The organism is Desulfonatronospira thiodismutans ASO3-1 (assembly GCF_000174435.1).
GTDB classification, from domain to species: domain Bacteria; phylum Desulfobacterota; class Desulfovibrionia; order Desulfovibrionales; family Desulfonatronovibrionaceae; genus Desulfonatronospira; species Desulfonatronospira thiodismutans.
Genome location: NZ_ACJN02000002.1, coordinates 194,486 through 218,265, shown reverse-complemented (window position 1 = coordinate 218,265; position 23,780 = coordinate 194,486). Strand labels below are relative to the sequence as shown.

Below are 23,780 nucleotides of genomic sequence, written 5' to 3'. Positions count from 1 at the left end.
ACAACACAGGAGTTCAGTATGAGCTGCAGCTTATCCAGTCAGCAGATCGAAGGCGTGACGTCCTTTCACGGCCACTGGTGCCCGGGACTGGCCATAGGCATCCGGGCCGGGGAGTGGGCCTTGCAGGAGATGGGCAGGTCCGGGGACGAGGAGATAGTGGCCGTGGTGGAGACGGATATGTGCGGGGTGGATGCCATCCAGTACCTGACCGGATGCACCTTCGGCAAAGGCAATCTTATTTACAGGGATCTGGGCAAAAACGCCTTCAGCTTTTATCGCCGAAGCGACGGCCGCGCCGCCCGCTTAGTGACCAGGCCTGAGGTATACGGGGATATTCGCAGGACCTTGAGCCGCCTGCACGCCAAAATGCAGGAGCACGGCCTGACCCCGGAGGAGGAAAAGGAACTGGGGGAGGCCAGGTCCATGCTCTCCAGGCGCATCATGGAATCCCCCTTAGAAGAAGTTTTTGAAATCAAAACCCCTGAACACAAGGCTCCGCGCAAGGCCAGGATATTAAACAGCCAGACCTGTGAAACCTGCGGCGAACAGGTCATGGAGACACGTACCAGGCGGCTTCAGGAACGGACCCTGTGCATACCCTGCTTTGAGCGCCTTGAAAATCCTGCAGATTAATACAGAAAAAGGCTGGCGCGGCGGGGAGAGACAGACCCTTTTCACCATGAAGGGTCTGGCCCGGGCCGGGCAGGACGTAAGACTTGTATGCCTCAGGGATTCGCCTCTGGCCAGGAGGGCCAGGGCTGAGTCCGTTGCGGTCAGTGAGGTCAAAACTCAGGCTGGGGCTTTACGTTTTCTGGCCACGCAGGGCCGGGACTTTGATATCCTGCATGCCCAGACCGGGCGTGGCCAGAGCCTGGCGGTGATGACCAGGCCCCTGCACGGCCGCAGAATCGTCTACACCAGGCGGGTGGACTTTGTCCCCCGGGGTACTCTTTCCCTTCTCAAATACCATTATACTCATCAGACAGTAGCCATCTCCCAGGCCATAAAAGATATCATGGAGGGCACCCTGCCCGGCAGGCAGGTAGAAGTCATACCCAGCTGCCTGGATACCACCGTAAGTCTTCGCTCACCCTCAGCTGAAGCCCTGAGCCTGCAAAAGAGGCTGGCCCCCAGGAAAATCATCGCCTGCGCCGCAGCCCTGGTGCCGCACAAGGATCCCCTGACCCTGGTGCGGGCCGCAGCCCGGCTGAGGGAGGAAAGAGCCCCGGATTTCGTGATTGTGCATTTCGGTCGCGGTCCTCTGGAGGCGGAGGTGCGCCGGGAAATAAGCCGCCTGGGACTTAAACGCAGCTACCTGCTCATGGGCTTTGAACAGGACCTGGAAAGCTTTTTTCCGGTATTCGACCTCTTTGTTATGAGTTCACAGGAAGAGGGCCTGGGCAGCAGCGTGCTGGATGCATTCAGATACAGGGTCCCGGTGGTTTCCACCGAGGCTGGGGGGTTAAAAGACCTGGTCTCAGGCAGGGGGCTGATCTGCCCCGTGGGTGACCCGGTCTGTCTGGCCCGCAGCATGGCCCGGGTCCTGCGCTCCCCGGAATCACTTCAGGACATGACCAGCAAGGCCCGGGCCTACGTAGTCCGGGAGCACAGCCTGGAAGAAATGACCCGCAGGTACATCCGGCTGTACCGGCAGGTGTTAAACCCTGCAGCGCTGACTTGAACATGACAATTCGTTTTCATCCGGAACCGGTTCTTTTCCCTTTGGCTGAGCCTGCCACGCGCCTCGCGTGGTCAATCTGCACAATTTTAAAAAATAACCGGAACAAACAGGGGCAGGTAGACCACGATGAACAGGACCAGGAGCAGGCCCAGGAGAAAGGGGATGACCGAGCGGGATATTCTTTCTATGGGCAGGCCGGTGATGGATGAAGCCACGTAAAGGTTTATGGCCACTGGCGGGGTGATCATGCCGATGGCCAGGCCCATGACCATGATCAGGCCGAAATGTACAAGGCAGATGTCCAGCAGCTTGACCAGGGGCAGCAGTACCGGGGTAAGTATGATCAGGGCCGAGGCGGTTTCCACGAAGATCCCGGTGGCCAGGATGAGCAGGGTGATCAGTAACAGCAGCACGTAGGGATTGGTGGATATCTCCAGCACGGACTGGGCTATCATGGCTGGTATGTTCCAGTTGGCCAGCACCCAGCTCATGACTGAAGAGGTGGCTATGATGAACATGATTACCCCGGTGGTTATGATGGAGCGGCGCATGATGCGGTAGATATCTTTAAGGCCCATGTCCCGGTAAATGAACAGGGAGGCGATGAGGGAATAATTCACCGCAATGACCGCAGCCTCGGAAGGGGTGAAAAAACCCGAGAATATGCCTCCCAGGATAATAAAGGGAGTAAGCAGGCCCCAGATGGCCCTGTAGAAGGTGCGGGCTATGTTGGCAACACTGAACGGAGACCCGGGGGGATAGTCGCGTTGGTATGCCTGGCGGATGGCAATGACGATTAATACCAGGCCCATGATGACCCCGGGGATAAATCCGTTGAGAAAAAGGCGGCTGACTGATTCCTGGGCCATTACCGCATACAGGATCATGGGCACGGACGGGGGGATAACTACACCTATGGTGCCGGAGGCGGCTATAAGGGAGGCGGAGCTGGTTTCACAGTAGCCTTTGCGTTTCAGCTCCGGGACCAGGGAAGAGCCGATGGCGGCAGTGCTGGCTGCCCCGGATCCGGATATAGCCGCAAAGAACATCCCGGCCATGACCGCCACAATGGACAGTCCACCCCTTAAAAAACCCAGCAGAGCGTCTGCAAATTCCACCAGCCTCTCGGAAATCCTGCCTCTGGCCATGATGTCCCCGGCCAGAATGAAAAGGGGGACTGCTATGAGGGAGAAATTGTCAGTGCCGGAAAACATCCTCTGGGCCACAAGCATCAAGGGCACGCCTTCCTGCATGAGAATGACCATGGAGGCCAGTGCAATGGCAATGGCCACGGGCACTCCCAGAAACAAGAGAACCAGAAAAGAGGTGAACAGGATCAGGGCCATTGTTTATTCCCGTCCCGGGGCTGGCTGTCCTGGCCCTGCCCTTCGGCTTTTTTCCCCCTGTAGCCGGGCTGATGCCCGGGAAACATTTCCAGGAGCAGGGCGTGCAGGCCGTAGAGGATCATGACGGCAAAAGAAAAAGGCATCACCGAGTAGATCAGTGGTATGGGGAGCCTTAGAGATGCTGTCACCTGTCCGGATTGAAACTCTATGTAGCTCAGTGCGTACCACATGCCTGCGGCGAAAAAGAAAATAGAGGCTGCAATGGTGGCTGTACGGATGAGGCGGCGCACTATATCCGGCAACAGTCCCACCACAAAGGTGACTGTAATGTGCAGGCCCCTGCGATAGGCCATGGTTGCGCCCAGAAAGGTCAGCCAGACCAGCATGTACCGGGAAAGCTCTTCTGACCAGGGCAGGGCCTGGAAGTATACCCGGAAAACTATCTGCATGCTGATGGCCGTTATCATGGTCAGCAGGGCGCAAAAAGCAATTATGCCTACAACGGCGTCAATGCGGCTGCAGAGTGCATCGACGCCGTTTATTATTTTGCCTGTCAAGGCTGTCAACCTTCTGTATGTGTTTTAATTGTCCAGAAAGTATCTTTTCGGGGATGCCGGGAGGTTAAAGCTCATCCAGGATGCGCTCCAGGTATTCCCCGAAATCATCCCCGTATTTATCATACACCGAGTGCACCTCGCTGCGGAAGGCTTCCAGGTCCGGCTCCTCGATGACCTGCATGCCCCTTTCCTGGAGTTCCTGCAGCTGCTCTTCCTCCATTTCAAAGTTTACCTGCCGTGCATGCTCTGAAGCTTCCTGGGCAGCCTCGACGAATATTTCCTGCTGTTCCGGGGACAGGCCCTGCCAGTTCATCTGGCCCATTACGAAAATAGCCGGGGCATAGGTATGTCTGGTCATGGAAAGGTAATCCTGCTGCTCGTCCAGCTTGAAGGCATGAATGACATTGACCGGGTTTTCCTGTCCGTCAATGGTGCCCTGGCGCATGGCAGTAAGGGCCTCGGTCCAGGCCATGGGTACAGCGTTGGCTCCCAGGGCCCTGAAGGTATCTATGTACACCGGGTTTTCCATGACCCGGATCTTCAGGCCCGAAACGTCCTCAGGAGTGTGCACCGGACGTTTGGAGTTGGTCAGGTTTCTAAAGCCCCGCTCGGCATAGGCCAGGCCTTTGAGGTTGACCCTTTTCAGATTATCCAGCAATTCGCTGCCAATGGGGCCGTCCAGTATGTCATAGGCATCCTCCCGGCTGGGAAAAAGGAAGGGCAGTTCAAGGACTGCGATTTCCTCCACAAAGTTGGCCACTGGACCGTTGGTGATGACCCCCATGTCCACAGTGCCCATGCGCATGCCTTCCAGGAGGTTTCTTTCGTCGCCAAGCTGGGCATTGGGATAAATGGAGATGGAAATCTCCCCGTCGGTGCGCTCCTCTACGATTTCTTTGAATTTCATGGCCGCAATGTGAAAACTGTCTTCTTCATTGACCACATGGGCCAGCCGGATCTCTGTGCTTGCCTGGGCCAGGTCTGGTTCCTTCAGCGTGAAACAAGCTGTTGCAACTACCATAAGCACTGCCGAAAACAAACACGCTAATACTTTTTTCATTTTACCCCTCCGTTTGAATGTTGTGCAAAAGACGGCTATCATAAATATTCAGGCCGCTTTCGAAAGTTTTTTTAACGGAACTGCCCCGGTTGTCAAGTCAGCTCAACTGGTCTAAGCATCCACTCACCAGGCTGCTTTCTAAAGGCTCAAAGCATTTCTGCTCTTTGTTTTTGTGCTGTCCGGGAAAGCAGGGTGCCCTGCAAAGTATGGGGGGATGGATGATAATTAAAAAACTGAGATTAAGGCTGACCAAATTCAGAAGGTACTGGCAGCATTACGTATTTCAGAGTCTGGCAGCTACAGTGGCCCTGTTTGCTCTCATGATGATCATCAACATACAGGAAAAGCCGGTGATTATTGCCTCCATCGGGGCAACAACCTTTATCGTGTTTACCATGCCCGGCTACCTGACGGCCAAGCCCAGAAACGTTATAGGCGGGCATATTATCGGCATGCTGTGCGGTTTTCTTGCTTCTGCAGCCATTATGATCCTGGAAAATCCGCCCACAATCCCCATGGCCATGATTCTTTCCCTGGCTGTAGGTCTGTCCATCTTTGCCATGGTGGTCCTGGATATGGAGCATCCACCCGCTTCGGGAACCGCCCTGGGAGTTGCTCTGCACGGAATTTCGGTCACAGTCACCCTGACCATTCTCGTCAGCATTCTTTTTCTGTCTCTGGTGCACAAGCTGTTCAGGCACCGCCTGAGGGATCTGACCTGATAAACTTACGAAAGCAAAAAGGCAGTAGAGAGGAGGCAAGAGTTGAGGCCCCCCGTATGGAGGGCCTCGCTGTCAGGAGGGGTTTAGCATGAGGAGAAGTGGACCTGGTTTAGAAGCCAGGTTCTTCCTCTCCGGGTTCACCATATTCATCATTTTCGGGTGGCTCATACTCTTCAGGTGCGGGTTCTTCGTACCCTTCAGGTGCACCGGGGTCCTCCATGGGATCTTCATGATCGGGTTCACACCCCATGGAAAAGCCCAGCATAAGTATTGCAGCCAGGGTCAGCAGAAAACCTTTATACCACATTATCCGTTACCTCCAAAGTTTATTGAATTCTTAAGTTAGAATGCCGGTTCCTGGCCGGGTTCAGCACCCGGTTCAGCCCCGGGTTCCTGTCCAGGTTGCTGTCCGGGTTCACCGCGCTCGGGTGCTTCATAACCTTCAGGGTCAGGCTGTTCGTATCCGCCGGGGGCACCGGCAGGTTCATGCTGCGGCCCGCAGCCCATGGAAAAAGCGAGCATAAGAACCGCGGCCAGTGTCAGAAGTATTTTCATGAGCCTCATGTCCATGCTCCTGTTAGTAGGCCTGTTCCATGTCCAGTCTGTCCAGCAGGTCGTTTCTCAGTTCTTCGTCAACCTGGGCAGCTTCCATGGCCTGGTTATAAGTTTCCACCTCAAGGCCCTGGTCCTCTACGGCCTCGACCATTTTTTCACCGGCTTCTTCCTGCATCTGCTGAGCTTGTTCAGGGTCCTCAATTCCTTCCAGGTCGGCCTGGAATTCTTCCCTTACTTCGGTAACAGCCTCATAGGCTTCGGCCACCTTGTCCAGTTCAGCATCGCTCAGGTCCACTTCAGGAGCCTCCTGCTGCATCATTTCCTGCTGCTGTTGCTGATCAGGCTGATACTCCTGCTGTTGCTGCTGCTGTTGCTGATCAGGCTGGTATTCCTGCTGGGCTCCGACCTTGAAAGCCATTCCCAGTACAAACATGATTACTACAGCCAGACCAAATACCTTAAGTCCTGTTTTCTGATACATATTTACCTCCATAGTTTAATTTAGTTGAATGCTGATCAGAAATAAGCATTAGCTTGAATCTCTCTTCAAGCAACTGCTGTGCCACTGATTTATTTTTTGGTCTTTTTGGATGCCTGGGGCGGGCTTATTGCTTTTTTATTGCAGTTCAGCATAAAATTATCTTCCAAGTGATATATGCACATATGACAAAAATGACACACTTTAAAAGTGTGCACTTGCGCAGTATGGCTGAAGCTGGTGCACCACCCATATTTGCAGCTTTACAAAATCTGCCTGTTCAGCCGGTCTTTTTAAGATAACGAGGCTGATGCACAGGTGACTGATTTTCCGTAACCATTCAGGAGGGTACCGAAATCACGCCTCTGGCGTGCCTGGGGACAGTTCCCAGGCCTGTGCCAGTAATCAACACCAAGGGGTCCTGAATGGTTACGATTTTCCAGTATTTTCAATGGACTTGGCGAGAGCACTTCCGGGGCGGAAGGGGGTTTAAGACATGCAGGGCTTTATGCAGGGAAATCGAGTATTTTTGGGCGGCTGCAGCTGTTCATGGACGCTGCAGCCGCCAGGTTGTGCTGTTTACCGGTGTTTCCGGTAATAAGGAGGAAGGAGCTGTATGAGAGCGCTCAACCTCTTTTGCCTGCTTTGCACCTGCTTGTCAGGCTGCAAACTTTTGAGGCAAAATTTGAAAGTTATCAGAATGCCGGTTCATCACCAGGTTCCTGCTCTTCCGGGGGTTCGTATCCTTCAGGAGGTTCATACCCTTCGGGAGGGTCGTAGGCGTCAGGAGCCTGGTAGCCTTCAGGAGCTTCCGGTGCGCCCGGCTGTTCTCCAGGAGTCCCAGGTTGCTCACCCGGTGCTCCGGGTTGTTCTCCAGGAGCACCAGGCTGCTCTCCAGGTGCTCCGGGTTGTTCTCCAGGAGCACCAGGCTGCTCTCCAGGTGCTCCAGGCTGTTCACCGGGAGCCCCGGGTTCCTGGGTTCCAGCGGGTGGTTCAGGTGCATCAGGAGCTCCTGGATCTTCAGCTCCTGGGTCGCCAGGGGAATCAGGCTGGTAGCCTTCCTGGGCCTGGGCTTTGAGCCCCAGGCCGAGAACCAGCATCAATACAAAAGTGATGCTTAGAATTTTGTTTGTAAACTGTGAAAACATGAGTACCTCCGGTTTTTATTTGAAAATTCGGCTCAATCTGCAGAGCAGAATGAGGGCGGCTTTGCAGCCGGCTCACAAAAATAAGATATAACAGGCTTTTGCAATAGTTAAAGCCTGTTATATATTAAGCCTTGAAGCTTCTTTAATATTTTATTAGCAACGTTCATGCCAAGAGAATTACAGCTGTTTTTATTCTTGTGTTCCAGGGGGTTGGCGGTTTGAATTCTGCAGGAGGTAAAGCTTTTATTGTCCGGCCAGGAACCTTTGTGTGCAATTCTGGCATAGCAATGGGCCATGGGGTTGCAGCAGGCATAAGGCCTGAAATAAAATCCAGGCTGCCCATGGAGGTTTTGACCTCGAAAGTAAAAAATGGGATTATGATCCTCACTATTAAAGAAAACAGGGGAAACGCCTTGCTGTCTTTTATAAAATAAGTTGCAACGGAGGAAGCTTAATGAAAAGTCTTACGGTCTTGTTATGGTTTGCAGTGTTTGCATGTCTGACGATTGCATTTCCTGTTAATGCCCTTGGAGAGTCCGGTAACAAGCTGGATTATCTTGAGGATCTGCCGCCTCTTCTGGACAGGGAGCTTTTTTTCGATGACCCGGAAATGGACAGCGCAACAATATCTCCTGATGGAGAAAAAATAGCCTTCAGGCAAAAGTTCCAGGGGGTGATGAATATCTGGGTCAAGGACCGGGAAGATTCTTTTGAAGAAGCCAGGCCCCTGACCGACGACGAGCATCCCATAAGGATGTTTTTCTGGAGCAGGGACAGTGAAAATATTCTTTATGCCCAGGATAAACAGGGGGATGAAAATTTCAACCTGTATGCCGTGGATCCTGCGGGGGAAACAGCTGAGGATGCTGATGTGCCTGAATCAAGAGCCCTGACAGACTACGAAGGGGTCCAGACCAGGGTGATAGCCAGGCCAGAGGAAAAACCGGAGTATGTCGTGGTTGCGGTGAACAACCGCGATCCTGCTTTGCACGATGTTTACAAGATTCATGTTCAAAGCGGCGAGCGCGAGCTGATATTTAAAAACGAGCACAATATTACCAGCTGGAAGGTGGATGAATACGGTCGCATCAGGTTTGCATCCAGAGAGACTCCTGATGGGGGCACAGAAATCCTGAAGCTGGAAGAAGGTGAACTGGAGCAGGTCTACCGGGTGGATTTCGGGGAAAGCGCCAGAATAGCACATCTGCCGCGGGGTTATGACAACGACCGGGTTTATCTGGTAACCAACAGGGGCGATGCAGATTTGACCAGGCTGGTTCTTTTTGATCCCCAAAGCGGTGATAAAGAACTTGTGGAAAAAGACCCCGAAGGAGAGGTTGACTTTGGAGGGGCCATATTTTCCCGGGTTACTGACGAGCTCCTGGCCACCTACTACGACGGTGATAAAGAGCGGGTTTACTTTCACGAAGATGAATTCAAGGAGGATTACGAAAGGATAAGGGCCATGCTCCCTGAAGGCGATATAACTTTTCGTTCCAGGACCCAGGATGAAGACATGTGGATCATCAGCGTCAGCCGCGACGTTGATCCCGGCTCGGTATATCTGTATGACCGGGACTCCGGAGAGGTCGATCTGCTCTATCGTTCCCGGCCGGACCTGCCTACTCAGTACCTGGCCAGCATGGAGCCTATAAGGTACGAGGCCCGGGACGGGCTGGAGATTCCGGCCTACCTTACCCTGCCCAGGGGTGTGGAGCCGGAGGACCTGGCCCTGGTGGTCATGCCCCATGGAGGTCCCTGGGTCAGGGACTACTGGGGTTATGATCCCCAGGCACAGTTTCTGGCCAACCGGGGATATGCAGTGCTGCAGCCAAATTACAGGGGCTCTTCCGGATTTGGAAAAGAGTTTTTGAATGCCGGCAACAAAGAGTGGGGCACGGGCTACATGCAGCACGACATCACCGATGGAGTGAAGCATCTCATTGAAGAGGGTGTTGTAGACTCGGATCATGTAGGTATTTACGGGGCCTCCTACGGTGGTTTTGCTACCCTGGCCGGCCTGGCCTTCACCCCGGATCTTTACGCCGCAGGGGCTTCCATGGTCGGGCCGTCGAATATCATTACCCTGATAGAATCTGTGCCGGAGTACTGGAAGCCCATACTCAAGTCCTTCAAGCTAAGGGTTGGTGATCCTGAAGATCCGGAGGACAGGCAACGCCTGAAGGAGCAGTCCCCGCTTTTTTCGGCTGAGAATATCCAGGCCCCGCTGCTGGTGGCTCAGGGGGCCAATGACCCCAGGGTGCCCAAGCGGGAGTCAGACCAGATAGTAGCCGCCCTCAGGGACCAGGGTCAGGTGGTGCAGTACCTGGTGGCCCCGGATGAAGGGCACGGTTTTGCCAGACCGCAGAACAGGCTGGCCTTTTTTGTGGAACTGGAAAGGTTTCTGGCCAGCTTTCTGGGCGGACGCGGTCAGACCGATGTGCCCACCGAGGTGGCCCAGAGGCTGGCGGAGATAATTTATGATCTTGAGGAGGTAGAGGTGGAAGCACCTGAATCGCTGGACTGATACTATCGTGCAGGGGGTCAGGGTTTAAACGATACGCCTGCAGAACTTACTTTTTGCAGGCGTATCAGCTAAGCTGGTAAAAAGGGGAGCGAGCACTCCCCTTTTTTGTTCCAGGAATTATTCGCCGCCTGTATGGCAATCATTGCATGCTACTGGACCGGTTTCTTCACCTTCCCTGGTCATGTCGCGGTGGCAGTCCATGCACTGGTCGTGATAGGCCTTTTCGAAGTACCTGATGTCTCTTTCGTCATCAGCATCTTCAGCCACTGCCATGTCGTGACAGCCCTCGCTCATGCAGCCTGTAATCTCGTTGGTTTCATCCAAGGGGTCACCCTGCTCGTCGTGATGGCATTCGCCACAGTCATAATCCCCGTGCACTGTGTGCGAGAAAGGAACAGGGTCATATTCCATCTCCCCCTCTTCTTCCACGTACTCTTCAGGGGCATAGAGCATCCATTCGTCCGCATATGAGCCGAATTCGTACTCCATGTCCTGATCCTTTTCCTCGTGCTGAGTGGTGAGCCCTGCATAAATGCTCGGAAGCACCAGGAAGCCGAAAAAAAAGGCGACCACCGTACCGATGACAACAGATTTTCTCATAACTACACCTCCTTATGTGTTTATGGCATTGTGAATTGAGGCACATGCCGGTTGAATGATAAAATATAAGTAAAAAAAATGTCAAATACGAGTTTTCGTTATAAACCTGTACTGATCACTCCTTTCGTAAAGCAATGGTTGTGCCAGATTTGACAATCATCGATAAATTTCATTTATCCTTTAGAAATTATTGTCTTATTTCCTGTGATTTAAAATAGTCAATACATGTCTGTATAACCGCTTGTGTGTCATAAAGGCACTTAATAGTCCTGTAAAAGATTAAGATTGTGTATGCAGTACAAACTGACATTGTTTTTTCATTCCACACAAAATTATAATTGTTCGTATTAAACAGATAAAAAGTAGAAATTCAAGTATTCACGATCTTATTGCTTTGAAGGGCATGGCTGTTGCTTTGATATTCATATAGAAGGCCCTGTTGGGAAAAAAATACCGGGGGGCAGGCTGGGTGAGCCCGATTGGGGTGGGCCTGGGCAGGGATTTTTTCGAGGTTTATGTAGTCATAAAAAGTGTGAGACGTTGGTTATCGTTTGCGGAATTTTTTTCTGACCCTGGACTTAGCCTCTGGGCCTTTTGTTTTTTTACGCAGAGAGCGTGACCAAGGGCAAGCCGGCAGTGCCGGGTGTACCAGTTACGCTGACCATGCAATGAGAAAGCGTTACAGCTTTTGTAACAGTTCAGCCTTTTTTAAGGAAAACTGGGGGCAGGCAGCCCAGTACTTATTTTTCTGAAGGATGGCTGAGTTTTTAAAAAATCAGTGCGGGAAGACCCGGTCCCCATGCCATATGTAGACGGCTGAGCTGTTACCAGCTTTTTAAATTTTCGGTCCCTCATCAACAAACAATGGAGGTGCTTTATGGCGGAAATCGAAGGGGGAGTAAGCCTGGGATCAATGGGGCATGACGTCCAGAAAAAAGACCAGGTCAAAAAGCCCCAAGGACCAGAAACAACAGACAAAAACAATGAATTGAACGCCCCGAAAACAGGCAGACCTGAAAAGCCTGCTCCGGAAAAGTCTCAGAATCCCATGGAGATGAAAAATAAGGAGCCGGCTAAAATGTCCCTGGAAGAAGAGGCTCAAAAAACAGTAAACAATATGCCGCTGGCAGACGGGGCGCAGCAGTCCCCTGGTATCGGCATGCCGGGTGCCACTCAGCCTCAGCCCATGGGAGGTGCAAGCCCGATGCAGGGCATGCCTGCAGGTGGATCGGCATTTGGAGCTCCGGCGGGAATGAACTCAGCAGGTGCGGGACCAGGAGCAGGACCCATGCCTGGAATGCCGGGCCAGGGGTCCATGCTGAACACCATGGTTTAACTAACAGGGCACAGGAACATGAGGGACCGAATTATTTTGAAAAATTTTGCTGTGAAGACGACGGTCATTTAAAAGATGCGACTGCAAAAAGTTTTTTTTGCAGTCGCGGGAGTCAGGAGACAGGGGTCAGGAGTCAGTAAAAACAAAGCTTAGGAGTTCGATTCATTGCTGAATTACTCATAATCCGACTTTTTGCAGGCGTATCTTAAAAATCAAAGCCCAGCTTTTCCCGGATAAGTTCCATGGTCCGGGCTGCTTCATGCCTGGCCTGGGTATTGCCGGTGTTCAGTATCTCACTTAGAAGCTCCGGGTGGTCATCCATCCGCCTTCTTCTTTCCTGTATGGGGGCCAGGAATTCTTCCAGGTGGGTCAAAAGCAGCTTTTTGCAGTCCACGCAACCCCATTTGGCCTGGGTGCAGTTTTCCCGGATTTCCCGGCAGGTCTCTTCCGGGGTCATAAGCCGGTGATAAGGGTACAGGTTGCAGACCTCGGGGTCGCCGGGATCGGCTTTGCGCATGCGGCTGGTATCAGTGAGCATGCTCATGACCTTGGGCCGGATGGTCTCCATCTCCTCTCCGAGGTAGATGCAGTTGCCGTAGCTCTTGCTCATCTTGCGCCCGTCCAGGCCGGGCAGCTTGGCGGACTCTGTCAGCTTGGCCTGGGGCTCGGGCAGGAAGTCTCCGTACAGGTGGTTGAAGCGTCTGGCGATTTCCCGGGTCAGCTCCAGGTGGGGAAGCTGGTCATGCCCCACAGGGACAAAGTCCGGGCGGTAGATGAGAATGTCTGCGGCCTGGAGCACGGGATAACCCAGAAAGCCGTGGGTGTTCAGGTCCTTGTTGATGAGCTCCTGCCTTATCTCCTTGTAGGTGGGGTTGCGCTCCAGCCAGCCCAGAGGTGTGATCATGCTCAGCAGAAGATTCAGCTCTGCATGTTCCTTGATGAGAGACTGCTGGAAGAGGACACACTTTTCCGGGTCCAGACCGGAGGCGATCCAGTCCTTGACCAGCTCGGCCACAAAGGGCTTGATTTTTCTGGGCTCAGCGTACTCGCTGGTCAGGGCGTGCCAGTCCGCAACAAAATAGTAGCAGGTATAGTTTTCCTGAAAATCCACCCAGTTCTGCAGCACTCCGAAGTAATGTCCCAGATGTAGTGGTCCTGTGGGCCGCATCCCGGACACCACCCGTTTTTCACCGCCTTGTCGCATAGATTTATTACCTGTCTGACTTGAGAGTTAAAGGTTATCAGTTAATTTTTTACAGCTGTATGATGCTCTTGCAAAAAGTCGGGAAATGAAAAATTCAGAAATCAACAATCTACATAAAGCTTTGATTTTACTGACCCCTGCTTGCCCCGTGAAACCGGGGTCCCCTTTGGGGTGTTTCACCGGGGACCTCTGATCTCTGACGTCTGTCACGCGTCTTCGCGTGACAAAAATGACTTTTTGCAGTCACATGCTGTATGCGGGCAAAAAATTACCGGCTGTTTAGAACAGCAGGCTGTTAACGAAATTTATCACGTGGCCGAAGACAGTCTGAAATACGCCCAGAAAGAGCAGCAGGATAATAATGATAAAGCCGTATTTTTCCAGCTGCATGTACTGCCCGGCCATGCGCCCGGGCAGAAACGTGGCCAGCACCTTGCTGCCGTCTAAGGGCGGGATGGGGAACAGGTTAAAAATCCCCAGGATGATATTTATGAAGATCCCGAAATAGGCCACCATCATTACCGGCTGCAGGTATCCGGAATTGCCGGGGTCAAGTACAGGCTGCATAATGGCCAGGCCTTGCAGCAGCAGGAAAAAAGCCACGGCCAGGGCAAAGTTTGCCGTGGGACCGGCCAGGGCCACCCAGAAGATGCCTTTCCTGGCATCCTGGAAATAGGAGGGGTTGAAAGGTACAGGTTTGGCCCAGCCGAACAGGAATGGGCTTTTCATGAGTATAAGCAGCAAAGGCAGAAGAACTGTGCCGAATGGATCAGCGTGACGCACGGGGTTCAGGGAAAGACGCCCGGCGTTTCTGGCTGTTGGATCGCCGAAGCGGTAGGCAGTGTAGCCGTGGGCCACTTCATGCAGGGTGACCCCCAGAAGAAGGGGGATGACCATTGGGATTACCTGGTTGACTAAGTAAGAAATATCAAACATTTTTTATCTTTGTGTATGACCTAAAGGTTATCGGTTATCTGTTATCTGTTATCTGTTAATGGCTGAAGAAAGTATCCGCTTATCGCTTCTAAAGAAGACAGGGTCAGGCACCCAGTACTGATTTTTTTGGGAGAAAGCTGCAGCTTATTATGAAAATAGTGCAGACAGGACCGGTTCCCATGCGATATGCAAAGCGATATACATATGCCTCAGGACAAAAAAGCGCCTAAAACCTGGGTTTTTCCTTTCGGGATTCCAGACGAGCCTTCAATTCATCGCGCTGCTTCTTCAACCTGCTTATTTCAAAGCTCAGATCCTGCATATCCTGGCCGGATGCTGCGGCCTGGACTTTTTCGAGCCTGGAAATTTCCTTTTCCAACCGGTATATTTCCTGGGCCAGGTGGCGAATGGACATGTCGGATTCCTGTCGGCTTTGATGCTTATGCCCCTGGAACCAGGGGGAAATCCTTTTTAAAGGCTGTACCCTGAAAGGTTGCCACGAGTTTGTCCTGGTCGTTCTTGACTTCTACGCTGTACCCGGACAAAGTTCTGTGGGAAAAAATCTCACTGGCCTGGGCTGAAAGTACAGTACCGGCCTTGGCAGGACGGATGTAGCTTATTGAGGCGTTTATTCCCACCGCGGCCTGGCCGCGGGAATTGGAAGCCGCGGCAAAAGCCAGGTCCGCCAGGGTAAACAGTGCTCCGCCGTGCACCATGTCCAGGCCGTTCAAATGCATTTCCTGGATTGTCATGCGGGCCAGGGCGCTTCCCTGGTTAACTTCCACCAGCTCGATTCCGGACATGCGGGCAAACCGGTCATGCTCGTTTATGAAGTCCTTGATGGCTGACATGCAGGCTTAATAACCCTGCAAGGCGTATTTGGCAACCTGAAAATAAAGCCCCTTAAATGGAGAGGTCATGAAAAGCAAGTATGATGTGGGTCTAAGCGTCTGGCTCCATACAGGCAGCGAGACCATTTTCTGTCAGGGCAGGGCGCTGCTCCTGGAAGGTATTGAAGAGCACGGATCCCTGCGTCAGGCGGCCAAAAGCCTGGGCATGTCCTATCGTGCGGCCTGGGGCAAATTGAAAAAGACCCAGGATATCCTGGGCATTGACCTGGTGGTTCTAAGCGGTGAGCAGCCCCGGCGTTACGAGCTTACTTCCAGGGCCAGGGAGATTTTAAACGCCTTCAATTCCTGGCGCAACAGGATGAAGACCATTGCCGGGAAAGAGGCCCGGGAACTTCAGGAATTGTTTAAAGGTGCCGGGCCTGAAAAGTGATTTTAAAAACTGCATTCATTTAGAACGAACCACCCCCAGCCCCTCCTTAACCAAGGAGGGGAGCAGTCCGTGCTGGAAGCATTTAGCCCTGCCTTATAGCCTTCCCCTGTAATCAACTTTTTTATTCAGAACACAGTGTCTTCCAGCCTATGTTTTTTTTAACATAAATTTACTATGTTCGAATGCATGCTACTATACACCACTGCAGCCTGAAACCGGACAGGAGGTCAGGATGGTCAGGATTTCACTTTTTTTACTGTTGGCCGCCTTACTGGGTGTGAGCGGGTGCCATGGCGACCAGGTCCAGGACCGGGACAGGGTGCTCACCATGAGCACCACCACCAGCACCGAGGCTTCGGGACTGCTGGACCACCTTCTTCCGGAATTCAAGGCAGATACCGGAATAACAGTGCGGGTCATGTCCAAGGGTACCGGCGCCGCCCTGCGCGATGGCATGGACGTCAATGCCGACGTGGTCATGGTCCATGATGTGGAAAGGGAAAATCAGTTTGTAGAAGATGGCTACGGCACCAAGCGCTATTATGTAATGTACAACGATTTTATTATTGTCGGGCCTGAAGAGGATCCGGCAGGCATCGAGGACGCTGCAGACATTGCTGAGGCCATGAGGCTTATTGCCGATGCCGGGGAGCCTTTTGTTTCCAGAGGAGATGACAGCGGTACCCACGGCAGGGAAAAACAGCTCTGGGAAGAAAGCGGGCTGGAGATTACCGGGTCCAGTGAGCCGGCAGACGGAGCGGGCTGGTATTTTTCCATAGGCCAGGGTATGGGCCAGGCCCTGCTATTTGCCGAGGAAAAGAACGGCTACGTTCTTGCGGACAGGGGAACCTATCTGCAGTACAAGTACGGCAGGGATGCACAATATGATCTGGAGATCGTTTATGAGGGCGGAGATATGCTGGAGAACCCTTACGGGGTGATTCCGGTTAACCCGGAGAAACATCCCCACGTGAAATATGATCTGGCTAAGGAATTCGCGGAGTGGCTGGTTTCCGAGCGTGGACAGGAGGTCATTGGGTCCTACGAACTTCTTGGCTCACAGCTTTTTATTCCAGATGCAAAGTAAGATGCAACGCATCTATCCACCATATTCTACTTAAGTGTTCACAGATCACGTAAAGAGTAGAATATCTCACGCCCGGGCCTGCCGGCCTTAGAGGCGCAGAGCTTGGGAGGGGAGAAGCAAATATTCATATCCACCGAGCCGGCGTATATGAATAACAATCTCCCCGGCAGAGGAGAGAGCCTTGTCTTAATCTTATTGTTCCCACGCTCTGCGTGGGAACATTCCCCGGACGCTCCGCGTCCACAATGACCGCAGGAGCGGTCGGGCTACGCTCCCACGCAGAGCGTGGGAGCGATAAAAAAACCTGTTCACCGGATGTTTTGGATATTCCGGTGAACAGCAATAATTGATATCAAAGGTTTATTTACTTTTATGGAAGGCTTTTTAATCAGCAGCCTGGCTGAAGCCGTGCGTATGCTCTGGTCTCTGGACCCGGAGCTGTATTTTATCGTTTACGTATCCCTGTATGTAAGCTTCTTCTCCACCCTTATAGCTGCCGTTCTGGGTATTCCCCTGGGCTTTCTGGTGGCGGTTAAAGAGTTCCGGGGAAAAAGGGCTGTAATCACCATCCTGAATACCCTGCTTGCCCTGCCCACTGTGGTTATCGGGATCTTTGTCTACGCTTTTCTGTCCAGGCGGGGCATCCTCGGCGATCTGGGCATGCTGTATACCCCCTGGGCCATAGTGGTGGGCCAGGTTATTCTCATCACGCCCTGGGTGACCACCTTCACCCTGGCAGCAGTAAGCCGGATTGACTCCCGCTACAGGCGAACCGCCATGACCCTGGGGGCGAACCTGTGGCAGACTTCCCTGTCCATAGCCAGGGAGGCCCGCTACGGGATTCTGGCCGCCATCATAGCCGCCTTCGGCCGGGCCATAGCAGAAATCGGCATTGCCATGATGCTGGGGGGAAATATCAAGGGATTCACCCGGACCATGACCACGGCCATGGCCTTAGAGCACAACAAGGGTGAATTCATACTGGCCCTGGGCCTGGGGATTGTTCTTCTATCAATCAGCCTGTTTATGAATATCTTTATGCAGCTGGTGCAGGGACGTTACGGGAGTGCCAGATGAGCCTGTATGTTTTAAGGGATGTCCAGCAGATATTCGAGGGGCGCACTGTCCTGGACCTGCCCGAGCTTGTGCTGGAGGCGGGGCAGAGCTATGCCCTGCTTGGTCCCAACGGTTCCGGCAAAACCACCCTTCTGCATATCCTGGCCATGCTCAATGCTCCGGCAAAGGGCAGGGTCTTTTACAAGGGCCAGGAGATCAACTGGAAGGCCAACTATCTGACCCCCATCCGCAGAGAGCTGGTCCTGGTGGATCAGCACCCCATCATGTTCAGTACTACTGTGGCCAAAAACGTTGAGTACGGGCTCAAGGTGCGGAGGATCAATTCCGCAAAGCGCAGACAGACAGCCATGGAAAGCCTGGAGCGTGTGGGCATGCAGGATTTTGCCCATCGACCGGCACATCAATTGTCCGGGGGGGAGACCCAGAGAGTGGCCATCGCCCGGGCTATGGCCTGCTCGCCCCAGGTAATGCTCTTTGATGAGCCTACTGCCAGCGTGGACGTGGAAAACCAGGCAGTAATAGAGAAGATCATCGAGAGCATCCGCAAAGAAAGAGAGATAACGGTTATTTTTTCCACGCATAAGCGTCTGGAAGCTTCCAGGCTGGCGGAGCACAGGGTCTTTTTGTTTGAGGGCAGGCTGACAGGACCTGGCGGGGAGAATATTGTGCCCGGATACGTTGCCATGAAAGACGGCAAAAAGGTTTGTGTTGTAAGGGAAAAACTGGAACTGCAGGTGGAGTCGAACATTGACGGGCCGTGCAGGATCCAGGTTCACCCGGAAAAAATCGGTATTTACAACAAGGACCAGGGAATTGACTCAGAGCAGGTTGTGCCGGGCAGAGTATTGCAGATGACCGACGAAGGTGGGCAGATCAGGGTTTTGCTGGATATCGGCTTTCCCATACGGTCCCTGATGAGCAGGGAAGCGATTGCCAGAAGCGGGATCCTTGTAGGCGACGAGGTTTGCGTGGGGTTCGAGGCCGGTGCTGCTGATGTTGTTTCCAGGTAACCAGGTGTTTTTTGGGCCATGAAAAAGCTGTGAATTCTTTTATCCATTTGAAAAATGAATTCTTCGTTGCACTGTTGATGCATTTCACTCATCGCCCTGGATGTCGGTCTTCTGAGCAAAAGTTTTCATTCGCTGCAGCTCTTCCTTGAGGGCCTGGCAGTCCTGTTCTATTCCGGCCCAGTTTTCCAGGCCGGCATTTTTTTCCAGGCTTTGGGCCAGGTCCCTGGCCCTCTCAGCGCAAAGTGTACTCATGGTTCCCTTGAGGGTGTGGGCCAGCCGTTTCATCCTCTGGGCGTCCCGGGCCTGAAGTACTTCATCCAGTCTGGCAATATGTGCCGGCTGCTCCTGTGTGGTGAAAAGCTGCACAAGGTGCAGCCAGAACCTGCTGTCCTCAAACATTTCCTGCACAAGGTCCATGTTCACAGGCCCGTTTTTTTGAAGGTCCTGCAAAGGGTCTTGATTTCCGGAACTCAGGGAAGACTCAGCAGCGGCTGAACCGGCCAGAGCATTTACTTTGGCCAAAAGCAGTTTTGGGTGTACTGGTTTGCTTAAGTGATCATCCATCCCGGCATCCAGGAAGTTCTGGCGGTCTGTCTGCATGGCATAGGCTGTCAGGGCGATAATGGCGGGTTTCTGCGGAGCCAGGGCATCCCTGATGCGCCGGGAGGCTTGGATGCCATCCATTCCCGGCATCTGGATGTCCATGAGCACCAGGTCCAGGGGGTTGTTTAAAGCCTCTTCCACAGCCTGAATCCCGTCATGGGCCTCGATGACCCTGTGCCCGGCCTGCTCCAGGATGTGCCTGACATACATCCGGGGCAGGTCTTGATCTTCGGCTACCAGAATGTTCAGGGGCTCGGGAGGCGTCTGTTCCTCTGCATCCGGGTCCTGGACCTCTTCTGCCTGCCCTTCCGGGGGCAGTTCAAAAGTGATGTTCAGGGTGAAGCAACTGCCCTCGCCCTCCTTGCTGTGGACACTTATGGAGCCGCCCATTAGGCGGACCAAATACCTGGTGATGGCCAGGCCCAGGCCTGTACCCCCGTATTTTTTGGAGTAGGAGCCGTCCGCCTGAGCGTAGGCCTCAAACAGCCTGGGCAGCACATCTTTTGGAATCCCAATGCCGGTATCCTGGACCCAGAAGTTGACCCCGCAACTTTTCTCATTCTTTATGAGGACTTCAGCCCCGAGCTCAACCCAGCCTTCCCGGGTGAATTTGACTGCATTGCTGAGCAGGTTGCGCAGGATCTGACCCAGCCTGTGCATATCTGCGCGGACCAGGCGGGGCAGCCCTGGATCCATTTGCAGGCGCAGGTCCAGTCCCTTTGTCCCGGCCTGGGGCCTGAAGGTATTCAAGTTTTTGGCCAGTTCGTGGTGCAGATCGAAGTTTTCAGGGATCAGTTCAATCTTGCCGGCCTCGATCTTGGCCAGGTCCAGGGAGTCGTTGATAATGCTGTGCAGGGCCTCGGCGGAATCCTTGCAGGTATTCAGGATGGACAGCTTCTGAGGGTCTTCTTCCATGGGAGCCAGAAGCTTCAGCCCGGAAATAATGGAGCTTATGGGAGTGCGCAGTTCATGGCTCATGTTGGCCAGGAATTCGCTCTTGGCCCTGGAGGCTTCCAGGGCGGCCTCTTTGGCGGTGCGCAGTTCGGCGTTGGACTGGGTCAGCTGGTTGTTCATCTGTCTTATGTTGCGGTACAGCTCGAAGCTTTCCAGGGCACCGGCCACGGACATGAAGATGATGGTGGCAAGCATCTGGATGCTGTCCATGACCTCTTTGTACTCCACGTCCAGGACTCCGAAAAAAATCCCCCGGGTGCGGCTGCTGGTCTTCATGGCGTGCAGCATGAGCTGGTCCCCGCTCAAGGCGGTAACCACCACCGGCTTATTACGACCCAGGGCCCAGGCAAAGGTCTTGTCATCCACCAGGACCTGCATTTCTGTGGAAATTGTTTCCAGGCACTCTTGAGGTTCGCAGTATCCAGGATAAAAAGAGGAGTCCTGTTCATCCACCAGGAAAAAGCACAGTGACTTGAAAGCTATGAGTTTTTTGAGCCTGTCCGCGGCTTCCCTGAGGATCATGTCCGGGGTGTCCACTTGATTGAGGCTGGTTTCAAAATTGCTCATGGAAGCGGCCAGTTCCAGGGCCTGCATGGCGGCACGCTTTTCCTGGGTGAGGTAGTTGACCTGTTCCTCAAGGAACCTGATGCGTTGCTCAAGATGATCAGTCATGCGTGCCTCCCAGAAAGATTCTTTCTATCTCGTATACCTGGCGCAGGGCCATGCTTTTGACCCAGGTAAATACGGTTTTGTTCATCTTCAGCTCCTGCCAGGCCGTGGAATTGAGCGGGGGTACGAACAGATTGCCGCTGCTGCCGAAATCCAGGGCCTGGACCAGGATGTCGGCCACATGCACGATGGATGGATCAAGGATGTTTAAGGCGCTGCAGGGCTGATGGTGAAAGCGTACAGGGTTTTCCAGGCTTATGGGGAAATGCCATTTTTTTAAAAGTTCACCGCCAAGTAAAGCGTGATCAAAACCAAGTACTCTGGATTCAGCTTGAAACAGTGGCATGCCGGCGCGGGCGGCGAATTCCAGTATCTCCCCGCAGGGTCCGGGAAGGTGGTTGAACATGACCAGGCGGCCAATGTCGTGCGTCAGCCCGGCCACGAAAAATGTCTCTTCGGAGAGGCCCTGTTGCTTGTCAGCCAGCAGTCTGGACAGGACACCGCAGGCTATGCTGTGTCTCCAGAATGACTTCATGTCCACACTGCCTTCGGGGATGCCGGAGAAGTAATGCACCACAGAGATGCCCAGGGCCAGGGTGGACAGTTCGTTGGTGCCCAGGATGGCCACGGCCCTGGGGATTGTATCGATTTTCCTGGGAAAGCCGTAGAAGGGGCTGTTGACCAGGCGCAAAAGCTTGCCCGAGAGGCTGGCGTCCTTGCCCACCACTTTGGCTATGTGCGTGGCTGAGCTGCGCGGAGACTGCAGTACTGCATTTATCTGGTGATATATATCTGGAAAGGTTGCAAGCCTGGTCTGCTCACCGATTATGTCCGCTGCTGTAACTAAAGGATGGCCGGCCAGAATCTTTTCAGGGTCCGGGGCCTGATCACCTGTATTGCAGGAGGGGGGTAAAACGAAATGCCCCTTGCCCTGTCCCGCGGCCTGGTAAAGAGCCAGCTTGAATATTTCGCGCATGGCCGGGAGGGACAGATCCGTGCAGGCAAAAAAGGGCTGCAGCTGTTGCCTGGTGTGGTCCAAAAGTTCTCTGGTAAGCGTGGGTTCCTGGTGGGAGTTGTGCTCCTGACCATCACCCTGAACATGAGCATCCACCACTCCCCAGGTCTTGAGAACAGTGATATTGCGCGGGGTAAGTTCCGTGCCTGTACCCAGGAGTAACCGGCCGTTGGGGGCAAGCACGTCCCGTTCCAGGACCATGCCCGGTTTTAGTTCGTCTACACTTAAAAGTCCCACAGAGCATCTCCTGTTTAGCCGGCCCACAGTCTTTGGTCTGTAACCATTCAGGGGATGCCTCACTCACGCCTCTGGCGTGACCAGGGGACAGTCCCCGCGACACCTTTTCTGCACAAATGCAAAAATTACAGACGCGAAGTTTTGTGAACGTGCACAGTTAGTACTTAGCGGAGGACAGTCCCCAGTCACGCCAAAGGCGTGAGTGCCAGCAATCACTAACAAGGACCCCCTGAATGGTTACTTTGGTCTTATCCGGGACAGCTGATCACTTACAGAACCTTGCGCTCAATGTTTTGGGCGGTCTGTTCCTCGAAAATACCCATATTATATACCCTGACCTTGGTGCTGCGGGGAAATTCTTTCTTGAGAAGTGTTTTCAGCAGTTTTTTCAGTTTTTTGAAGGGAACATGCTCAAAACGTTCCCGGAAAAAGCCGTTTTCGATTATCAGGAAATCATCATCGCCTTTTTTCACCAGGAGCAGGTAGCGGTTGCGCTTGTAGGTGCGCATATCCAGGTAATGACCATGGGGAAGATTTTCCAGACGCTCAAGTATGGCCGGGATGATATTGCTCTTATCTATCATAGGGTCAGCCTTGTATAGCCATAAAACAAAGCCCATGCAAGTATAGTTCTGGCCCGCAAAATCAGTGGCCTGCCCCCTGAGTAAGGCAAAGGGTGTGCATAATGCAAGACCTGACGATTCAGGGTTGAAAGTCAAAATAGGTTTAACCATGAAGGGCATTAAGGGACATGAAGGCAAGAAAAAGAAAAAAGGGAGATCCACTTAACTCTCAGGGAGCATGCAGGCATTCAGGCCTGGTTGACAAGGAAAAAGGATGGATATGGCAGGCGGTTAAAAATGTGCAAGATATTGACCCCCGAGGGCAGGAAAGCGCCGGGAGCGCTTTCTTGCCCTCGGGGGTCTGGGGCCGGAATCAAGTTCCGGCCTCTTTAGTTATGGTTTATACTCTGGGCCTGTTGTTTCTAAACAGCCTGGCAAAGGCCTCCTTGCGTGTAAAACGCTTGGGGCCGTGCAGACTGGCCACTGCAGAGTGGAAGAAGTCCGACGGCTTTCTGTGGAAGAGATAGATCACGCGCACGGAATTGGGGTCGCCCAGGACTGCGTCGGGATATATCTGCTTGACTTCCTCCAGCCTCTCTTCGGCCATGGCCTTCATGTCCTCCAGGTCGCCGAAGTGCATGCTGCCGGTGGGGCAGGCGAGCACACAGGCCGGGAGCATGCCGTTTATGACTCGGTCAAAGCACATGTCGCACTTGGAGATGACTCCTGACTCCTCGTCCTCCCTGGGGATGTCATAGGGGCAGGAATCACGGATCTCATCGGGGAACAGGTTTTTGGTCCTGCCGGTGAACATGACCGTGCCGGTCTCATATTCCTGCAGGATGGCCTGCTCGTCATCCATGTCCCCCACCATCTTACAGGGAGGCGAGATGCAGTGGCGGCACTGATCCGGGAAGAACAGCCAGTCCTTGACCTGGCCGTTTTCCACGAGTTCCTCAAAGCGTACCAGTTTGTAGGTGATAAAGGACAGATCCTCGGGGTTCTGGTAAGAGCCCCAGTTGTGAGTGTCCTCAGCAGGCAGCTTGTGCCATTGCTTGCAGGCCACCTGGCAACCCCGGCAGGCCGTACATTTGGTCAAATCTATAAAAAATCCCTTACCCATAAATCAGACCT

Annotated in this window: 26 protein-coding genes; 10 read left to right on the top strand and 16 right to left on the bottom strand. The window is 53.3% G+C overall.

Translation table 11 applies throughout. The features are described 5' to 3' along the window. Positions 1-18 precede the first annotated feature (18 nt). Positions 19-633: an FmdE family protein gene (locus DTHIO_RS07185; RefSeq protein ID WP_008869662.1), complete on the top strand. Its 615-nt coding sequence runs from the start codon at positions 19-21 to the stop codon at positions 631-633. Continuing rightward, positions 605-1,681 (top strand): glycosyltransferase family 4 protein, encoded by a 1,077-nt coding sequence (locus tag DTHIO_RS07180; RefSeq protein ID WP_008869661.1) that lies wholly within the window; start codon positions 605-607, stop codon positions 1,679-1,681. The genes DTHIO_RS07185 and DTHIO_RS07180 overlap by 29 nt, the downstream gene beginning before the upstream one ends. A gap of 86 nt (positions 1,682-1,767) precedes the next feature. Here DTHIO_RS07180 and DTHIO_RS07175 read toward each other — a convergent pair whose 3' ends face one another. The 3 genes from DTHIO_RS07175 to DTHIO_RS07165 form a co-directional block, all read right to left on the bottom strand. Continuing rightward, positions 1,768-3,027, bottom strand: coding sequence for a TRAP transporter large permease (locus tag DTHIO_RS07175; protein WP_008869660.1), 1,260 nt, complete (start codon positions 3,025-3,027; stop codon positions 1,768-1,770). After that, complete coding sequence (locus DTHIO_RS07170; RefSeq protein WP_008869659.1) at positions 3,018-3,584, bottom strand: TRAP transporter small permease; 567 nt, start codon at positions 3,582-3,584, stop codon at positions 3,018-3,020. The genes DTHIO_RS07175 and DTHIO_RS07170 overlap by 10 nt, the downstream gene beginning before the upstream one ends. Before the next feature lie 64 nt (positions 3,585-3,648). Further along, positions 3,649-4,644: a TRAP transporter substrate-binding protein gene (locus DTHIO_RS07165; RefSeq protein WP_008869658.1), complete on the bottom strand. Its 996-nt coding sequence runs from the start codon at positions 4,642-4,644 to the stop codon at positions 3,649-3,651. A gap of 218 nt (positions 4,645-4,862) precedes the next feature. Here DTHIO_RS07165 and DTHIO_RS07160 point away from each other — a divergent pair, with 218 nt between their 5' ends. After that, entirely contained in the window at positions 4,863-5,366 is a 504-nt protein-coding gene (locus tag DTHIO_RS07160; RefSeq protein WP_008869657.1) for an HPP family protein, read from the top strand. A gap of 109 nt (positions 5,367-5,475) precedes the next feature. Here the strand turns inward: DTHIO_RS07160 and DTHIO_RS07155 are convergent, their stop codons facing one another. The 4 genes from DTHIO_RS07155 to DTHIO_RS21840 all read right to left on the bottom strand — a co-directional run bounded on the left by DTHIO_RS07155 (position 5,476) and on the right by DTHIO_RS21840 (position 7,547). Continuing rightward, on the bottom strand, positions 5,476-5,673 hold the full coding sequence (locus DTHIO_RS07155; RefSeq protein ID WP_008869656.1) for a hypothetical protein: 198 nt from the start codon (positions 5,671-5,673) through the stop codon (positions 5,476-5,478). A 35-nt stretch (positions 5,674-5,708) separates the two neighbouring features. Further along, positions 5,709-5,930 carry a hypothetical protein gene (locus DTHIO_RS07150; RefSeq protein WP_008869655.1) on the bottom strand — a complete coding sequence of 74 codons (222 nt, stop codon included), beginning with the start codon at positions 5,928-5,930 and terminating at the stop codon, positions 5,709-5,711. 13 nt (positions 5,931-5,943) lie between these two features. Further along, entirely contained in the window at positions 5,944-6,402 is a 459-nt protein-coding gene (locus DTHIO_RS19670) for a DUF4168 domain-containing protein (protein ID WP_008869654.1), read from the bottom strand. Positions 6,403-7,094: 692 nt separating this feature from the next. After that, positions 7,095-7,547, bottom strand: a complete 453-nt coding sequence (locus DTHIO_RS21840) for a hypothetical protein (RefSeq protein WP_083803953.1) — start codon at positions 7,545-7,547, stop codon at positions 7,095-7,097. A gap of 218 nt (positions 7,548-7,765) precedes the next feature. On the opposite strand from DTHIO_RS21840, the gene DTHIO_RS21070 reads away from it, so the two are divergent. Continuing rightward, positions 7,766-7,981, top strand: a complete 216-nt coding sequence (locus tag DTHIO_RS21070) for a hypothetical protein (protein WP_144311482.1) — start codon at positions 7,766-7,768, stop codon at positions 7,979-7,981. Positions 7,982-8,001: 20 nt separating this feature from the next. Continuing rightward, on the top strand, positions 8,002-10,074 hold the full coding sequence (locus DTHIO_RS07130) for a S9 family peptidase (RefSeq protein WP_008869652.1): 2,073 nt from the start codon (positions 8,002-8,004) through the stop codon (positions 10,072-10,074). 117 nt (positions 10,075-10,191) lie between these two features. On the opposite strand, the gene DTHIO_RS07125 is transcribed toward DTHIO_RS07130, so the two are convergent. Next, entirely contained in the window at positions 10,192-10,674 is a 483-nt protein-coding gene (locus tag DTHIO_RS07125) for a cytochrome c3 family protein (RefSeq protein WP_008869651.1), read from the bottom strand. 877 nt (positions 10,675-11,551) lie between these two features. Here DTHIO_RS07125 and DTHIO_RS07120 point away from each other — a divergent pair. Further along, the gene (locus DTHIO_RS07120) at positions 11,552-12,010 is read left to right on the top strand and encodes a hypothetical protein (RefSeq protein ID WP_008869650.1); all 459 of its coding nucleotides are present in this window, start codon (positions 11,552-11,554) and stop codon (positions 12,008-12,010) included. A gap of 205 nt (positions 12,011-12,215) precedes the next feature. Here DTHIO_RS07120 and trpS read toward each other — a convergent pair whose 3' ends face one another. The 4 genes from trpS to DTHIO_RS07100 all read right to left on the bottom strand — a co-directional run bounded on the left by trpS (position 12,216) and on the right by DTHIO_RS07100 (position 15,001). After that, complete coding sequence (trpS, locus tag DTHIO_RS07115) at positions 12,216-13,214, bottom strand: tryptophan--tRNA ligase (protein WP_008869649.1); 999 nt, start codon at positions 13,212-13,214, stop codon at positions 12,216-12,218. A 279-nt stretch (positions 13,215-13,493) separates the two neighbouring features. Continuing rightward, the gene (locus tag DTHIO_RS07110; RefSeq protein ID WP_008869648.1) at positions 13,494-14,150 is read right to left on the bottom strand and encodes a site-2 protease family protein; all 657 of its coding nucleotides are present in this window, start codon (positions 14,148-14,150) and stop codon (positions 13,494-13,496) included. Between the two features lie 226 nt (positions 14,151-14,376). Then, positions 14,377-14,565 carry a hypothetical protein gene (locus tag DTHIO_RS07105; RefSeq protein WP_008869647.1) on the bottom strand — a complete coding sequence of 63 codons (189 nt, stop codon included), beginning with the start codon at positions 14,563-14,565 and terminating at the stop codon, positions 14,377-14,379. A 25-nt stretch (positions 14,566-14,590) separates the two neighbouring features. Continuing rightward, positions 14,591-15,001: a PaaI family thioesterase gene (locus DTHIO_RS07100; RefSeq protein WP_008869646.1), complete on the bottom strand. Its 411-nt coding sequence runs from the start codon at positions 14,999-15,001 to the stop codon at positions 14,591-14,593. Positions 15,002-15,068: 67 nt separating this feature from the next. Here DTHIO_RS07100 and DTHIO_RS07095 point away from each other — a divergent pair, with 67 nt between their 5' ends. The 4 genes from DTHIO_RS07095 to DTHIO_RS19665 all read left to right on the top strand — a co-directional run bounded on the left by DTHIO_RS07095 (position 15,069) and on the right by DTHIO_RS19665 (position 18,605). Continuing rightward, positions 15,069-15,431, top strand: a complete 363-nt coding sequence (locus tag DTHIO_RS07095) for a winged helix-turn-helix domain-containing protein (RefSeq protein ID WP_008869645.1) — start codon at positions 15,069-15,071, stop codon at positions 15,429-15,431. A gap of 232 nt (positions 15,432-15,663) precedes the next feature. Beyond that, positions 15,664-16,518 carry an ABC transporter substrate-binding protein gene (locus tag DTHIO_RS07090; RefSeq protein ID WP_008869644.1) on the top strand — a complete coding sequence of 285 codons (855 nt, stop codon included), beginning with the start codon at positions 15,664-15,666 and terminating at the stop codon, positions 16,516-16,518. Between the two features lie 372 nt (positions 16,519-16,890). Next, the gene (locus DTHIO_RS07085; protein ID WP_008869643.1) at positions 16,891-17,595 is read left to right on the top strand and encodes an ABC transporter permease; all 705 of its coding nucleotides are present in this window, start codon (positions 16,891-16,893) and stop codon (positions 17,593-17,595) included. Next, entirely contained in the window at positions 17,592-18,605 is a 1,014-nt protein-coding gene (locus DTHIO_RS19665; RefSeq protein ID WP_008869642.1) for an ABC transporter ATP-binding protein, read from the top strand. The genes DTHIO_RS07085 and DTHIO_RS19665 overlap by 4 nt, the downstream gene beginning before the upstream one ends. A gap of 84 nt (positions 18,606-18,689) precedes the next feature. Here the strand turns inward: DTHIO_RS19665 and DTHIO_RS19660 are convergent, their stop codons facing one another. From DTHIO_RS19660 to DTHIO_RS07060, 4 genes are all read right to left on the bottom strand, one after another. Further along, positions 18,690-20,834, bottom strand: coding sequence for an ATP-binding protein (locus tag DTHIO_RS19660; RefSeq protein ID WP_008869641.1), 2,145 nt, complete (start codon positions 20,832-20,834; stop codon positions 18,690-18,692). After that, a complete protein-coding gene (locus DTHIO_RS07070) occupies positions 20,827-22,083 on the bottom strand; it encodes an HDOD domain-containing protein (RefSeq protein ID WP_008869640.1) in 1,257 nt (418 codons plus the stop codon). The genes DTHIO_RS19660 and DTHIO_RS07070 overlap by 8 nt, the downstream gene beginning before the upstream one ends. 269 nt (positions 22,084-22,352) lie before the next feature. Then, the gene (locus tag DTHIO_RS07065; RefSeq protein WP_008869639.1) at positions 22,353-22,667 is read right to left on the bottom strand and encodes a hypothetical protein; all 315 of its coding nucleotides are present in this window, start codon (positions 22,665-22,667) and stop codon (positions 22,353-22,355) included. Positions 22,668-23,046: 379 nt separating this feature from the next. Further along, a complete protein-coding gene (locus DTHIO_RS07060; RefSeq protein ID WP_008869638.1) occupies positions 23,047-23,769 on the bottom strand; it encodes a 4Fe-4S dicluster domain-containing protein in 723 nt (240 codons plus the stop codon). Between the last annotated feature and the right edge of the window lie 11 nt (positions 23,770-23,780).